The organism is Rhodoferax sp. BAB1, assembly GCF_013334205.1.
Lineage (GTDB): Bacteria > Pseudomonadota > Gammaproteobacteria > Burkholderiales > Burkholderiaceae_C > Hylemonella.
This window is the reverse complement of record NZ_CP054424.1, coordinates 3,424,815-3,440,070: the sequence shown is the minus strand read 5'-3', so window position 1 is coordinate 3,440,070 and position 15,256 is coordinate 3,424,815. Positions and strand designations below refer to the sequence as shown.

General features: G+C 60.4%; 12 protein-coding genes. 5 read left to right on the top strand and 7 right to left on the bottom strand.

Annotation, left to right across the window (positions count from 1 at the left end; genetic code table 11):
• The first annotated feature begins 1 nt into the window (after window position 1).
• From HTY51_RS16695 to HTY51_RS16675, 5 genes are all read left to right on the top strand, one after another.
• A complete protein-coding gene (locus tag HTY51_RS16695; protein WP_174253784.1) occupies window positions 2–769 on the top strand; it encodes a metallophosphoesterase in 768 nt (255 codons plus the stop codon).
• Window positions 766–1,575, top strand: a complete 810-nt coding sequence (locus HTY51_RS16690) for a metallophosphoesterase (RefSeq protein WP_174254321.1) — start codon at window positions 766–768, stop codon at window positions 1,573–1,575. The genes HTY51_RS16695 and HTY51_RS16690 overlap by 4 nt, the downstream gene beginning before the upstream one ends.
• An 11-nt stretch (window positions 1,576–1,586) precedes the next feature.
• On the top strand, window positions 1,587–2,006 hold the full coding sequence (locus HTY51_RS16685) for an antitoxin Xre/MbcA/ParS toxin-binding domain-containing protein (protein ID WP_174253783.1): 420 nt from the start codon (window positions 1,587–1,589) through the stop codon (window positions 2,004–2,006).
• 64 nt (window positions 2,007–2,070) lie between these two features.
• Window positions 2,071–2,499 (top strand): DNA-binding transcriptional regulator, encoded by a 429-nt coding sequence (locus tag HTY51_RS16680; protein WP_174253782.1) that lies wholly within the window; start codon window positions 2,071–2,073, stop codon window positions 2,497–2,499.
• Window positions 2,500–2,686: 187 nt separating this feature from the next.
• Window positions 2,687–2,953, top strand: coding sequence for a hypothetical protein (locus tag HTY51_RS16675; protein ID WP_174253781.1), 267 nt, complete (start codon window positions 2,687–2,689; stop codon window positions 2,951–2,953).
• A gap of 19 nt (window positions 2,954–2,972) precedes the next feature.
• Here HTY51_RS16675 and HTY51_RS16670 read toward each other — a convergent pair whose 3' ends face one another.
• The 7 genes from HTY51_RS16670 to HTY51_RS16640 form a co-directional block, all read right to left on the bottom strand.
• A complete protein-coding gene (locus HTY51_RS16670) occupies window positions 2,973–4,913 on the bottom strand; it encodes a hypothetical protein (RefSeq protein ID WP_174253780.1) in 1,941 nt (646 codons plus the stop codon).
• A 384-nt stretch (window positions 4,914–5,297) separates the two neighbouring features.
• On the bottom strand, window positions 5,298–6,086 hold the full coding sequence (locus HTY51_RS16665) for a hypothetical protein (RefSeq protein WP_174253779.1): 789 nt from the start codon (window positions 6,084–6,086) through the stop codon (window positions 5,298–5,300).
• A 20-nt stretch (window positions 6,087–6,106) separates the two neighbouring features.
• Window positions 6,107–7,558, bottom strand: coding sequence for a cyclic GMP-AMP synthase DncV-like nucleotidyltransferase (locus HTY51_RS16660; protein ID WP_174253778.1), 1,452 nt, complete (start codon window positions 7,556–7,558; stop codon window positions 6,107–6,109).
• Complete coding sequence (locus HTY51_RS16655; protein ID WP_174253777.1) at window positions 7,555–8,478, bottom strand: S-4TM family putative pore-forming effector; 924 nt, start codon at window positions 8,476–8,478, stop codon at window positions 7,555–7,557. Before HTY51_RS16655 ends, HTY51_RS16660 begins: the two co-directional genes overlap by 4 nt.
• Before the next feature lie 274 nt (window positions 8,479–8,752).
• Window positions 8,753–11,890, bottom strand: a complete 3,138-nt coding sequence (locus tag HTY51_RS16650; protein WP_174253776.1) for an efflux RND transporter permease subunit — start codon at window positions 11,888–11,890, stop codon at window positions 8,753–8,755.
• A complete protein-coding gene (locus HTY51_RS16645) occupies window positions 11,887–13,512 on the bottom strand; it encodes an efflux RND transporter periplasmic adaptor subunit (RefSeq protein ID WP_174253775.1) in 1,626 nt (541 codons plus the stop codon). The genes HTY51_RS16650 and HTY51_RS16645 overlap by 4 nt, the downstream gene beginning before the upstream one ends.
• Before the next feature lie 9 nt (window positions 13,513–13,521).
• Complete coding sequence (locus HTY51_RS16640; RefSeq protein WP_174253774.1) at window positions 13,522–14,700, bottom strand: TolC family protein; 1,179 nt, start codon at window positions 14,698–14,700, stop codon at window positions 13,522–13,524.
• Between the last annotated feature and the right edge of the window lie 556 nt (window positions 14,701–15,256).

Here is a 15,256-nt window from a genome sequence, read left to right as displayed (position 1 = left end):
CATGACCATCGAACAGAAGGTCGGCGAGTTCGACCAGCAGAAAGCCGAGGCTCTGCGCCGGATCTGGTTCGTGGGCGATGTCCACGGTGAGTTCAAGTACGTGGCCAGGAGCCTGATGGCTGCCGAGGTGCAACCGAGCTGGATCGTGTTCGCCGGTGACATCGACATCAGCCACAAGCCGTTTCGGCAACTTCTGGAGCCCATCAAACGTTGGGATCCGGCGATCCATATCGCCTTCATTCCCGGCAATCACGACGCCGATTCTTACGAGCATTGGGAAATGCTCCACGACTCAGGGGATGCCATCTCGATCCATGGTCAGGTGATGGAAATGGAGGGCATCCGGGTGGCTGGGCTTGGCGGGCACTTTGTGGGACGGGTCTGGATGCCGCCTTCGGAGCCTCTGTTCCGCAGCCGTGAGGAGGCTTTGAGGGGAGGCACCTTCCGGTACCGGGATGGTCAAAGGCCGTCGCCGACCTATCTGTCTGCGATCTATGCCGCGGAGGTCGGCCGGCTGAGTCAGCGGCGAGCCGACATCCTGGTCACGCATGAAGCGCCATCCTGCCATCCCCATGGCCACACGGAGTTGGACATGCTTGCCAGGTCACTCCAGGCTCAGAGGATGTTCCACGGGCACCACCACGATGATAGGACGGCTGCCTATTCCCTGCAGCGTGAGCAGCTGGGATTTGATGCCATCGGCCTACGGGTCTGTTCCATCAAGAACGGCCTGGGCGAGGTGATCTTTGTAGGAGAGAAAAATTGGTGAAGCTGCTCGTGCTGAGTGACCTGCACAACGACATCTCGGCGATGGATCCCGTGGTCGACGGTCGGCGCATCGACGCTGATGCGGATGTGGTCGTGCTTGCCGGGGACATCCACGAGGGGGTTCAGGCGCCGATGTGGGCCCGCCAGGCCTTCCCGAACAAGGAGATCGTCCTGGTAGCTGGCAACCACGAGTTCTACGGCCGTTACTGGAACCGCAACCTGCGCAAGATCCGAGAGAAGTCGGCCCAGCTGGGCATCCACTTCCTGGAGAACGAGGCGGTGGAGCTGCTCGGGGTCCGGTTCCTGGGGTGCACGCTCTGGACCGACTACTGTCTTTATGGCGAGGAGCGCCGCCGGGAGAGCATGAGAGAGGCGCTGAGCCTGATGACGGACTTCCGGCAGATCAAGCTGGATCGCAAGCCTGGCGAGAACCAGGACTGGCGGGAGTTCAGAGCCGTGAAGCTGATCCCGCAGCTCACCTTGCGTCGACACGTGCAGAGCGCCGCGTGGCTCGATCAACAGCTTGCCATGGGAGACCCGGACAAGACTGTCGTCGTCACCCACCACCCGCCGCTGGGGCAATCCATCCCGGAGTATTACCAGGGAGACAAGTTGAGTCCGGCCTATGCATCCAACCTGACGCAGCTGGTGGGACGCTCGAAGCTGTGGGTTCATGGACACGTTCACGACAACTCGGATTACACCTTCGGTCTGACCCGGGTGATCTGCAATCCCAGGGGTTACCCGACACCCTCGGGAAGCCTTCTGAATGAGTTGTTCCAGCCTAGCCTGGCGATCGAGATTTGAAAGGAATTGACATGATGCTGAACCCACCATCCCCGAGCGTTCTCGATGAGGTAGACAGCCCGATCGTTCTGCCGGCAGAAATCATCCAGAAACTGGCTCCAGTCTTCGAGGTGTCGACAACTCGCATGGCTCAGCTGCTGGGCATGAGCAGGCATGTCGTGTGGCGCAGGATTCACCGGCGCGAAGCCTTACCGCCGAAACACCAGGCGCGGGCTATGGGGGCGCTTCGTCTCCATGCATTGGCGCTCCATCTCTACGGGTACCAAACCGTCAACGCACGGCGGGAGGCCAGGCGCTGGATGAATGACTGGCTCCGTGAGCCACGTCTTTGGTTCGGATGGCGCAAGCCGATCGAGTACCTTGGCTCTGACGTGGATCAGAAGAAGGCGCTGACCCTGATTGAGGGTATCGCGGCTGGGGCTTATATGTAATGGCCACCCGAGAATCTGACTGACTTGTAAGATGGCGTGGTCTCTACTAACAACAAAGACCGAAATGGCCAATATCGCTAGCCTCCTGAAATCAGAGATTTCCCGTATTGCACGCAAAGAGATCCGCGCTGAAACCGAGACCCTGAAGAAGGCCTCGGCCCAGTACCGTAGCGACATCGCTGCCCTCAAGCGGCGACTGGCCGAACAGGACCGCTTCATTGCCAAACTAAGAAAGAGCAAGCCGGCCGCCTCCGCTAACGACAAGTCGGAAGAAGCCTCCCAGCTTCGCTTTCGCGCCGATGGCTTTGCCAGCCTGCGCAAGAAGCTGGGTCTGTCAGCCGCCGATATGGGCAAACTGCTCGGTGTTTCGCTGCAGACCATCTACCACTGGGAGAAGGGGCAGTCCAAACCACGGGCCAGCCAGCTGCAGGGCATCGCTGAAGTGCGCAAGCTGGGCAAGCGTGGCGCTGCAGCGCGTTTGGCAGAGGTCTAGGCTTCTGCTTAACTGGCGAGTTAACTAACGGCCGCGCTTGGTTCTTCTATCGACCACTAGTGAAAATCTACCCGCATAGCGGTCACTCTATGTTCTGCAGTGTTCGACTCCATCGCACGTACTCCACCCCAATTCGGCGTGGGTTACATTGGCCGACACAACGAACGCGGAGGAAAGAAACGTGGTTTTGGACTTGATCATCGTGAAGGAAGCACCAGCGGTTTATGCGGCTTACTATTCGCGCTTTGAGGAAGCGCCTAGCTATCACGAGTCAATACGGGAAGTCTTGCTCCATGCTGCCGACTTCATCCCTGAAGAAGTCGCGAAGTTCGTAAACGTTGCCTACCACGGATGCCGACTGGAAACAGCAGCGATTTCCCAGTTGCCAAGTCAGGCTGAGGCAATGGCTAGCCGTTTGGTGGCGCTGGTTGCCGAAGTGCACCAAGCTGCTTGACGGGACTACTAAACGGCAGCTATTTTCTCAGGTGTTGCCACATTGGTGCACTTTCAGGATGGTCTCTGAGCCAGCGTTCCAGTTCGGCTCCGCTCAAGTAGCCATCGCGTCTGGTTGGCTGATTCGTCTTGAGACGGAATCGGTCTTCCAGGGCGTTCTTCGTGGTTTCGGCTAACGCGTCTCGTAGATCGGGGAACAGCAGCCTCAAAAGGCTATCGTTGCTTGGCTGGCGTAGATAGGTATCCTCTCCGGCTTCGATGCTCCGCTTGACCTCGATGCGCCAGGATTTCAGGGTGCCGGCCTGCTTCTCGGAAAGAGTAATCTTCCAAAGGCGGGCCGCCGCGAGGTACATCGGGATATCTTTGCGATTGCCTGATCCAGATTGCCAGATGGCATTGAGTACTTCGAAACCAGTGCTCATCCGGTACCCAATACCACGATCATGTTTGAGCGATAGAAATCTGGACAGCAGACTAACCGCACTTCCTTTGGAGGCGCCTGTTCCGCCAAAGTACCCATGAACCGCCATCATGTCTGCCAGTCGCATCACCTCAACCCGTGCAGCCTCTACCGCTTCTCTTGATGCCTTCGGCATGCCTCCGTCCAGCAGATCCTGTTCTTGCAGGTAGTTAGTCATGGCAGCGAGGTACAGGCGGCCAATGTCTTTCACGTCCATTGCAAGGACTTCGCTGCGCCATTTCCGCGCTTTTGCGATCTCGCCCAGGTGCTGCTGGACGTCGGCATCCACCTGCCGCCGCAGTTCATCAAATGCCGCCGAGGCCTCGACATTACAGATCCAGTTCTTGAAGTCGACCTCGCGCACCAGCATCTCTTGAAACTCGACCTGTGTCAGCCGGCCACCCGTTCTAGATAGATCGACTTCCAGCGTGGCGGTGCCCTCCTTCAGTAATCGCGCTTTGCGTTCCTCGTCGATAGGGTTCGTCACGGTGATTTCGATGCATAGCCGGGGTAGGATGTTTCCGTACCCATCCTTTGCTTCGCACACGATGTCAGGCACGACTCGGCCAAGACGGCATTCCAGTTCGATGTTGCTGAGGATGAGCGTGGCTTCAGGCTTGCTCCATGATCTGGTGAAGGTCTCGCCGGTCGAGGCTCGTTTTGTTACTTCATGGCTGATGGCGGGGACTCGGATTTCCCCAACGTCTTTCAGAATCTGCTTCGCCATGTAGTGCAGCACCGTCTCTCGGCGCAGCTCAGCCGGAATGTTGCTCAGATCCAAGTCAGGCGGCGGTGCGTCGATCGCCTCCAACATCTGGCGTTCGAGCGAGTCTTGGGCCCGCGTGTTCAGAACATCATCTGCCCAATGGGACTGCCAGCACAACATGTCCGGCAAGAGTACGAGGCGCTTTCGAAGCTCTTCGGGTGAAAGCGAGTCTGCTTCCGGGTCGTCTATATTGAGCGTCAGACAGGCGCCGATCTCCTCAGATGGCGAAACCACGGCTGTTCCGGTAAGCAGGACCTGCAGACTGCGCCCATCTTCGAGGGTTAGCAACGCACGGGCATGGTCCTGAAAATTGACATGGGTAATGCGTACCTTTTCCGCTGGTGCGGACACCCAAGCTTCGTAAGTCTGGCCAGACAGCCCTCTCGCGGATGCCTTGCGTCGTACTTGGGGCAGTTGTATCCATCCATCCGCTTGGACTTCCTTCAGCAGAGCGAATCGGGCGGCGACGATCGAGCAGGAATGCTTTTCGGTTCCTGATGGATGTCGGAAATGCGGGCGTTTGATGAATTCGGCCTTCGCTGCATTGACGGCCGTCAGTGGTGCGAGGCAGCTGGGGCAGATGCAGCGCGAGTGGGAGCCGCGGCGGTCAGTGCCGAGCTCAATGATGTAGACGGGTTCACCGGTATCCTTGTCACGTGCCCACGCCATGATTAGGTCGCGTAAAGCCTCCAGAGGTGTCTGCGACTTCTGTTCGACGCGGATTTCGGTAACCATGCTCAATTCTCACGCATACACCGTGTTGGACCCAAGAGCTCCAATATGCGCTGGCCCAAGCACATCCCCCATGCCGGTCTACTCTGATCAGTCCTGCTGATGTTGACGATCTAGCAGCGTGCGTTCAACCAGAAGCGGTAGTTCTCTCCGTTATGGTCAATGTACGTTAAAGGCGACGGAACCCTGCATTCTGCGAATTACGGGAACAGGCTGATTGCGGTCGTTCTGGGCCGCGCAGCTAGGTGACCGCTCCCGACCACTCAGGATCATCGACACATATCACCTTCTGGGTATCTGCAGCAGGAACCCAATACCCCTGAGCACAGCGCGGTCGCTCACCAACGGTTGCCCAGCGACCGACAAGGCGACAATGCGCAGCGAGAATCATTCATTGCCAAATAGTCGGTCAAGCACTTTGTAGGCATTTGCGACTTCCCCGCTTTCCTCCAGACGGAGGGCGTCGGCCAGCAGATTCTTGCCCCGGCCTAGCCGCTCCACGCGCCAGGCCGCGTCGAGTTCAGATTCCGGCAACTCCGAGAGCAGGCGACAGAAGTAGTCTTTCAGGTTCTTGTCCCATGGGTATGAGAGGTCAATGGCTATATTTTCAAGCCGGAAGCTGCTGAATACGTAGCCGTTTCCCGCGTTCCACATCTTCACCAAGCGGATGGCCACCTTCAGTCGGCTGTGGCACTCCTTATTTCTCTCGATGAGAGCGCGCTCAAAGCCACGAGGGTTCGTACCGACCCAATCGGTTGCCCTCGCGTTCGGGATTTCATGCGAGTGGAAGAGGCCGGTTAGGGTTCGCCTTGCCGGTACGAGTTCGAATCTCACTGAGCTCATGGCGACCACTACAGCGGGCGACGACTGGAACACCTCGTTTTGGCGATAGTGCTTCTGAGCAAAGTCCACCAACTTTCGCAATAAAGTCTTCGGTGCCAAGCCGCGCTCGCGGAACACGACCAAGTAGTCGATGTCCATGTCCTCAGCGTATTGCTGAGGCAGGTTGGTTCCGCGAACAGAGGATCCGAACTTGAAGTGCTGCTCGAGCTCCTTGCCAAAGTGCCGGGTAAGTCGCTCCTGCAACTTCAGTACGGCATCTTGGACCTTCTTCTTCTCGCTTGGCAGATGCAATGCGTCGCCAGCCAGTGACTCCAGATAACTCAGGACGGACATATCGGAACCATCTGGCCGGCTTATTCAATGACTACGTAGAACGGATCCGACTGGCCCAAGAGCCGGTCGTCTGACTTACGAACTAAGAAAGCCTCCACGAAGTGAACGCCACGGTACTCCAGGTGCTCCACACGACTTGCTGGCGTACTCGCGTCGCTTTTGTAGAACTCGCCTCGCAACTGGCCAGCCGCGGTCGCGACCTTGTCAGTGTTCGTGACGCGCCACCAGACCCGATAATCGTCCGGGAACGGCGCGCCGATGTTGTTAGCAGCTGTGAAGCGAATCCAGTACTTCGGCTGCAGCGGCTGCCCGGAGGACACCGGTCCCAGGCTGGAGCCGTACTCGCCGTTAAGGAGCTGGGCCGCAACCTTGACCGTGTAGCTGTTCTGCGCCCGACGCCACTTAGGCCGCTCAATGTGCGGGAGCTTACGCAGCTTCGCAGGAATGACCTGAAGGCCAGCTTGCTTGACCCACTCGACTAAGTCCTTGTATTGGCCGGCCAGAGCAACGGCGCTGGTGGACTTGGTCACGACAGCCGATTCGCTAATCCGCGATGCGGCTTCCTTGGTCTCGCCAGACGCGAAATCGTCACCGAAGACGCGCCGCCACTTGCCGATTGACTCGTCCCGGTCTTGCTCATCGTACGCCTCGTCCACCCAGCCACGGTACAGATTTATCTTCTCGCGGAAGTTCGAGTACTTGGTCTCGTCCCACGCCTTACTCTGCACCTCTGTGGGAAGCACTGGGTTGCGTACCTCCGGCAGGGTCGGATTGGCCTGCAGCCAATCATCGAGCCGACCGAGCAAGCACTTGAGCGTGGTCGGGGTGTCCGGGAACGTGTTCGCGTACTTGTCCGACTCTTGGACCCGATAGCCCAGGAGGGTAGTCAGCAGGAACGACGGGCAGGTGAAGTTGCCCTTGATGTCGCGCAGGTACTTCAGCAGCCTGGTGACCTTCTTCAGGTCGTTGCCGGCCGCGATGGCGTTCTTCTGGACCACCCACTTCGTGTACTCAGTGGGCGCGCTGCGCTCGAACTCGTTGCTTGTTCGGTTGCAGACCTCGTCCAATCCGGCAATCCAGCGGCCGCGCACGACGGGAGCAATATCGATTCGGCGAATCCCCGCGTACTCGATGGTGACGCAGTGCGAATAGCGCCGCAGCTTGTCCTTGTAGGTCGCGTTCTGCTCCAGGGCGGAGTAGAGGGTGTTGACGTAGTCCTTCGCTTCCCAGCCCTCCACTGGCTTGACAATGACGAGCAGGTCGGCGTCGAACTCCTTGTCCGGAAGCGGCTTGATGATGGTGCCATGTGCCCAGGAGCCATGAGCTGAGAACTCGATGATGGACGACTTCCAGCCGCTGTCCTTAATTGCAGTCTGAACCGCCGAAACGCTGGAGTCGAGCTGGTCGCCCCGCGTTTGATTCAGGTCGACCTGGTCGTCGAGGAACGTTTTGAAGTGTTCGAGCAACTTCATGCCACGCCCCTGGCACTCAGAGCTTCCTCGGCTTGCTTGACGAACTCCTCCGCAGCTGCGTGCGCCTCTCTCTCGTTCTTCGAACGCATCCGGTAGTAAACCCAGTCGAAAACAAGCGGCGCGCTCGCTCGGTGCTGATAAATGGCGTCCTGAAGCTGGCGCGAGTCGACCTTTAGCTCCTCGTCGCTGGCACCTTCCAGGGCCTTGGTCCACACCGTTTTAAACTCACTCTGCAGGTTCTGCAGCGAATTGCAGGTGTCGAGCTGCTTGCGGTGCTCGCGCAAGGCCCACGACAGTATGGGAGCGACCATCGCCAAACCCAAGATTGCGTCGGTGAACTTGGGGTCCAGCAGAACTCCAGCGACCAGAACAATGATGGCGAGCACCAGCGTCACGCTGAATAGCCCGTTGCCATAACGGCGACGCAGCCGCGAGTCGTACGAGATGTTCGTTCGCTGGCAAACGAGCCTGCCGTAGGCAAGGGGAACACGCGAGACGGAGGCCTCGTACCAGGTCTCGATTTCCTTCTGCCGCCTAGCCGGCATCGCCGCAGAAGCCGCCTCAGTCACGTCTTCTGGGAGGACCTTGTCGCCTGCGACGAACTTGTTCCACGGCAGCCCAAAAGCCCTGGTGTCAAACTCCTCCTGCAGCTTCGCGCCCCGCTTCAAACGCTCCTTCTGTAGGCGGTCGATGAGGCCGACATCGAGGAAGAGTAACAGCAGGCTAATCAGCGCGAGCGCGGGCTTCAAATCAGGCCACAGGCCGCTTGTTAGTGCACCGAGGACCGGCACCGCAGCAGTCCAGAAGACGAACCAGCCCTGCGTGTGCTTGGCTGCTTGATAGGTCTTGTCCCGCGCCCAGATTAGGCGCACCATTTCCGGCTTCGCCTGTAGCTCCGTAATATCGTTTCTTTTTGTCATACGTTCCTCGAATTTCCAGCGCAGCGCATATCCTTCGTGAGCGACTGGCGAACACTATATGTAACATGGCTTAGTTTATTGGCCTTGCCATACCTAGTATCCGCTCCAGGCTGGTTGCCGTCACGTCGATTCGTAGCGCCCATGTCCACTGCAATCGATAGCGGTCATTGAACAGTAATCGGGTTAGTAGCGGCTTCAGAGTGCGAGACTAAAGTTTAAAGGGACAGGTCACTCCAATCGCGCGACAACCGCTGTTCCTGACGTGAGCTTCGGATCACGGGCTAATTAAGCGGCAGTCCCGGCCTCTCATCAGATAAAAAACAGCCGGGACAACGAAGAGCGACAACAAGGGCGCGCTGATCATCCCGCCCACCATGGGCGCCGCAATCCTCTGCATCACCTCACTACCCGTCCCACTACCCCAGAAGATCGGCAGCAAGCCGGCCACGATGGTGGCTACGGTCATGGCCTTGGGGCGGACGCGTAGCACCGCTCCTTCGCGTATCGCCTCCAGCAGCGCCCCCTCATCCATGCGTCCCTGCGCCAGGCGGGTCTCCCAGGACTGCCTCAGGTAGAGCAGCATGATCACGCCAAACTCAGCTGCCACTCCGGCCAGGGCGATGAAGCCAATCACGCTGGCCACGGAGACGTTGTGTCCCAAGGCCCAGAGCAGCCAGATGCCGCCGATCAAGGCGAAAGGCAGGGTGCCCATGATCAGCACGGCGTCCCCGATGTGGCGGAAGGTGATGTAGAGCAACACAAAGATGATGAGCAGGGTGAAGGGAATCACCACCTTGAGCTTGGCCGTGGCACGCTCAAGGAACTCGAACTGGCCTGACCAGGACACCGAGTAGCCCGGGGGCAGCTGCACCTGGTCAGCGACAGCCTTTTGCATATCGAGCACGGTCCCACGTAGATCGCGGCCACGCACGTCAACGTAGACAAAGCCAGCCAGCCGGCTGTTCTCGCTGCGCAGCATGGGTGGTCCATCGCTGATGCGGATATCAGCCACGTCGGACAGCAGCAGTCGCTGCCCAGCTGGCGTGACGATAGGCAAGGCCCGCAGGCGGGGCAAGGAGTCCCGCATCTCGCGGGGGTAGCGCAGGTTGATGCTGAACCGCTGCAGGCCTTCGACGGTCTTGCCGATCTCCATGCCGCCCAGGCTTCCCTCCATGATTTCCTGAACGTCGGCGATGTTCAGCCCATAGCGGGCGGCGGCTTGCCGGTTGATATCTACATCGATGTAGCGGCCTCCTGTGAGACGCTCGGACAAGGCGCTGCTGACACCCCGTACCGGCTTGACGACCTGCTCGATCTGACGCGTCAGACCATCAATGGTGGCCAAGTCCGGGCCCGCCACCTTGACGCCCACAGGGCTCTTGATACCCGTAGCCAGCATGTCGATCCGGTTGCGGATGGGCGGCACCCAGATATTGGACAGGCCTGGTACCCGAACACTACGATCCAGTTCGTCCACCAGTTTGTCCAAGGTCATACCAGGCCGCCATTGATCGCGCGGCTTGAACTGGATCGTGGTCTCGAACATCTCCAGCGGCGCAGGGTCGGTCGCGGTATCGGCACGTCCTGCCTTGCCATACACGCTAAGCACCTCCGGCACAGTCTTGATCAGCCGATCCGTCTGCTGCAGCAGCTCCGAGGCTTTGGCGGCCGAGAGGCCGGGCAGTGCGGTCGGCATGTAGAGCAGGTCGCCTTCGTCCAGTGGTGGCAGGAACTCGCTGCCCAGCCGTTGCAGTGGCCAGAGGCTGAGTACCAGCATAATCACCGAGCAGGCCAAGGTGAGCCTGGGCCAGCGCAGCACAACATCCAACATCGGTCGGTAAATCGCGATCAGAACCCGGTTGATCGGGTTCTGAGTCTCGCTGGGGATCCGGCCGCGGATCAGATAGCCCATGAGGACGGGAATGAGGGTCACCGCCAACCCGGCCGAGGCGGCCATGGCATAGGTCTTGGTGTAAGCCAGCGGCGAGAACAGCCGTCCTTCCTGGGCCTCCAGTGCGAAGACCGGGATGAAGCTCAAGGTGATCACCAGCAAGGAGAAGAAAAGTGCAGGCCCAACTTCCGCTGCAGCTTCAGCTATGAGCTGCCAGCGGCGTTCTCCAGAGAGCGCGAGTTCAGGGTTGTCATGCTCCCACCGTTCGAGATGCTTGTGCGCGTTCTCGATCATGACAATCGCCGCATCCACCATGGCGCCGATGGCGATGGCGATGCCCCCCAGGGACATGATGTTCGCGTTGATGCCCTGGTACTGCATCACGATGAAAGCCATCATCACCCCCAGCGGCAGGGTCACGATCGCGACCAGTGCGCTGCGCAGGTGGAACAGGAACACCAGGCAGACCAGGCCGACGACGATGAACTCCTCGATCAACTTGGTCTGCAGGTTGTCCACCGCGCGGGCGATCAGGCCCGAGCGGTCGTACACCGGTACGATCTCCACGCCGGTGGGCAGGCTGCGCTGCAGTTCGGCCAGCTTGGTCTTGACGGCCTGGATGGTGGCCAGGGCATTCTTCCCGGTGCGCATGACGATGACGCCGCCGACAGCTTCGCCTTCACCATTAAGCTCCCCGATGCCCCGGCGCATCTCGGGGCCGATCTGCACGTTGGCCACATCCCCCAGACGCACCGAGATGCCTGCCGCGGTGGTCCGGATGGGGATGGCCCGGAAGTCGTCCAGAGATTGAAGGTAGCCACTGGCCCGGACCGCGTATTCCGCCTCGCCCAGCTCGATCACGGAACCGCCGGTTTCCTGGTTGGCACGTCCCACGGCCGCGCTGACCATGTCCTGGCTGATGCGGTAAGCCGCCAGCTTGTCGGGGTCCAGCACGATCTGGTACTGCTTGACCATGCCCCCGATGCTGGCGACCTCGGCCACATCGGCCACGGTCTTGAGCTCGAAGCGCAGGAACCAGTCCTGCAGGGCTCGCAGCTGGGCAATGTCCTGCTGGCCTCTGCGGTCGATCAGCGCGTACTGATAGATCCAGCCCACACCGCTGGCATCCGGCCCGATGGAGGAGCGGGCCGTGGCCGGCAGGCGCGACTGCACCTGATTAAGGTATTCCAGCACCCGCGAGCGGGCCCAGTAGAGGTCCACGTTGTCATCGAAGAGGACGTAGACGAAGCTGTCGCCGAACAAGGAAAACCCGCGCACCGCCTTGGTCCCGGGCACCGAGAGCATGGTGGTCGTGAGCGGATAGGTGATCTGGTTCTCGACGATCTGCGGCGCCTGCCCAGGCCAGGTGGTGCGAATGATGACCTGGGTGTCCGAGAGATCGGGCAGGGCGTCCAGCGGCGTGCGCAGCAGTGTCAACACCCCCCAGGCGCTGATGATGAGCGTCGCGATCAGCACCAGGATGCGGTTGGCGATGCTCCAGTGGATCAGGCGGGAGATCATTGGCCACCTCCGCTGCTCAGGCGTTCAAGCCGAGTGATCAGCGGCATGTCGCCGTCCTGCATCCTGAACTCGATCCTGACCTTCTCGCCGGCCGCCAGCTTGGCCGGGCGCTGTTCAGCCGGCGGCAAGCGGAAGTCCATCGTCATACCGGGCCACTTCAACGCTGGAACCGGTGGGTGCGTCAGGGTCACAGCCTCGCCCTCAATTTTCTCGATCACAGCGTCGGTCGCGTAGGCCTGTGTTGCGGCTTGGGCCGCCTGCGCTGGGCCCTGGTTGAACCGCTCCACCAGACCGCGCAGGCTGGCCTCGGAATCGATCAGGAACTGACCGGACACCACGACGTTCTGCCCCAGGTCCAGGCCAGCCAGAATCTCGATCTTCCCGTTGGCTTCGCGACCGGTTTTCACCTCGATGGGCCGGTAATACCCGTTCTCCTCGGCCAGCATCACCATATTGCGCTGTCCGGTACGGATCACGGCATCGCTGGGAACAAGCAAAGTGGCTTTGCGCGCGGCTCCGGCGAACTGCATCTGAACCAGCATGCCGGGCATGAGTTTTGTGCCCGGGTTGCGCAGCTCCAATCTGGCTTTGAGGGTCCGTGTGCTGGCATCCACCTGAGGCAGCAGGGCCTGCACCCGGCCTTCGAAGGTCGCATCCGGAAACGCCGGACTGCTGGCACGCACGGCCATCCCCGGCCTGAGCTCGGCGATCTGGCTTTCCGGCACCTCGGCCTCGGCCCAGACGGTCTGGGTCCCTTGCAGGCGCAGCAGCAGCATGCCCGGCATGACGGTGCCTCCTTCACGCACCATGAGTTCGGTCAGCACGCCGGCCTGGGGCGCGCGCAGGGTCAAGCGAGCTTGCAGGGATGCACTATCCGTCACCTGGCGTATCTGCGCTTCGGACATGCCGACCTGGCGCATGCGTTGCAGAGCGGACTGGCGCAGGACATCCAGATCAGGACCTTGCATCCGGGTGATGGCCAGGTAGTCTTCCTGCGCGGCCACCCAGTCCGGTACGTAGATGTCCAGCAGTGGTTGGTCCTTTGCCACGGTATCCAGGGGGGCACGTACATACAACTTCTCCACATAGCCCATAGCGCGACTGCTCAGCGTTGTCTGCAGCCGCTCATTCCAGGCGATGTTGCCGACTGCTGAGATGCCGGACGACAGAACACCTTCCATCACCGTAGACGTACGCAAACCGAGGTTTTGCTGGACGCGCGGACTGACGCTGACTGACCCGGCATCGGCATCACTGGCGCCGGCGTAGCGCGGCACCAGCATCATGTCCATGAAAGGTGACTTGCTCGGTGCGTCAAAGTTCTTGCCGGGCACCATGGGGTCCACGTAAAAAAGAATGGTGCGCCCGGTCTGGGGGTCTATATCACCTGCCTTCAAGCCCTCGCGCAGATGTCGGCGCGTGGCGTCCTCGCCCTGTGCCATGGACCAGGTTCCCGGGTCCTCCATAGGAGTGCTTGTGGTGCTTGCGGCCCCCGCTGTGGCTCCGCCAGTGGTCGAGGGCGCCATCCGAGCGCCGAGCCACCAGAAGCCGAGGGCTACGAGGGCCAGGATGAGGGCGACCCAATAGGCCGGGACTTGTATGGTTTTAATTTGAATCTTCATGGCTAAGCCTCATTCCCGCACCGGGGACGAATTCGGGATCAGAAATTCGAGCGCTGACCACAGACGAGCCGCCTGCAACTCGATGTCGGTGCGCTCTATGGTCAGCATCAGCGCCGCCTGACGGGCCTCCAGGACCGTCGTGAGTGGTGTCGTGCCGGATCCATAGGCGGCAAGTGCGGCTTCAACTCGCTGTTGCGCAAGCGGTAGCCGATCCCTGTCAATCAGTTGGAGTTGCGCCAGGGCAGCGCGCCAGTTGTGTTGCTGGCGCTCAATGCTCAGCATCTGTTCGCGTCGGGCTTCGTTTATTTCAGCCTCCAGTGCATCAACCTGGGCCAGGCTGGCAGCCAACTCTCGGTCCTGGCGTAGGGGGCGATCCCAGGTCAGCGGCACCGATAGCCCGACCGACATCATGTCTGAGTACTGCGGTCCACGTTTGCTCAGCGTCAACTCCACGCTCCAGTCGGATTCACGCTCCAGCTTTATCACTTCGGCATTAGCCCGTGCGGCTTCGACGCGTGATTGCATGGCGCGCAAGGCAATGTGCTGATCCATCGCCGTGGAGATGGGCTGTCCATCGAGGCTGGAGATGGAGATCGGCAGGGAATCGTTCAGCGCAATGCCGGAGGCAAGGCCCGTCCAGCGCGCGAGAGCGCTGCGCGCAGAGCCGTGGTCAGCCTGCATCTGCAGCAGCGCCTGCTCTAGCCGTGACATGGCATCCCGCGCAGCGATCGCATCGGTCTGGGAGCCACGCCCGCTGCGAAACGCCGTCTGCGCCGCGAGTACCTGACGACCAGCCTCATTGATCTGCGCTTTCAGCAAATTGACTTTGCGCTCGATAGCGCGCAGCTCAAACCAGGCGACGGCGGTTTCGCGCTGGATCTCTGTGGCCAGCATGCGCTTTTGCTCAAGGGAAGCCTCGGCTTCACGTTCGAATTTCTGGCTGCGTGCTTGACGCTTGGCCTGGCTGGGCAAGGTCTGCATGATCCCTACCGACTTCATCGTCATGAAATCATTGGTGGTGCTCCAGCGATCTGCACCGTTGACGGGCACATTGTTGAGAGACAGGTTCAGCACGGGATCTGGACGCTGTCCAGCCGCCACGGCCAATTCCCGCGCCGCTCGGGCATTGGCCGCGGGAACCGCCAGAGCTTGCGAGCGTTCCAGCGCGGCCGTGATGGCGGATCGCAAGCTGAGGTCTGCCGGATCTGGCTCAACGGCCCAGGCCGGCCTGAGTGCCAGCGCGAGCAGCAGCCCAGCGGTAACCCAGATGGCCACCCATGGAGTAAATGATGTTGTGCAGCTAACCGGCCTGTAGGGGCGGACGCCATGAATCGCCCCTGCTGGGGCGTGATGGGATAAATACATACTGACCTCCGGATACGGCAGAGCCAGGCCTAGGGCTTGGCCAGCGAATGCACGATCCCAGCCCGCAGGGGCGGGGACTCAATGCAGCGGGGTCAGATTAGGGCGGGAGGTCGCCAGATGGAACTTGGCCTTGCGGAGGGAGGCATAGTCTGGAACCATAGGGCGGGTTCCACATGGGTGTGCGCTAGGGAAAGGGGGGCCAGCATGGGCAGCGCCATGCTGGCCACTCCTCCGCACTCAAGCCCAGTTTTGCATGTCCTGCCCGTTCTCAGGGATGTGGCCAAGTCATTGCAGCATTCGGTAGCAGCTTCTTCCATGCCCATGTCTGATTCATCTGCGGCGCTCAGTGACGTCATGTCATGCATCGGGCAGGGTTGCG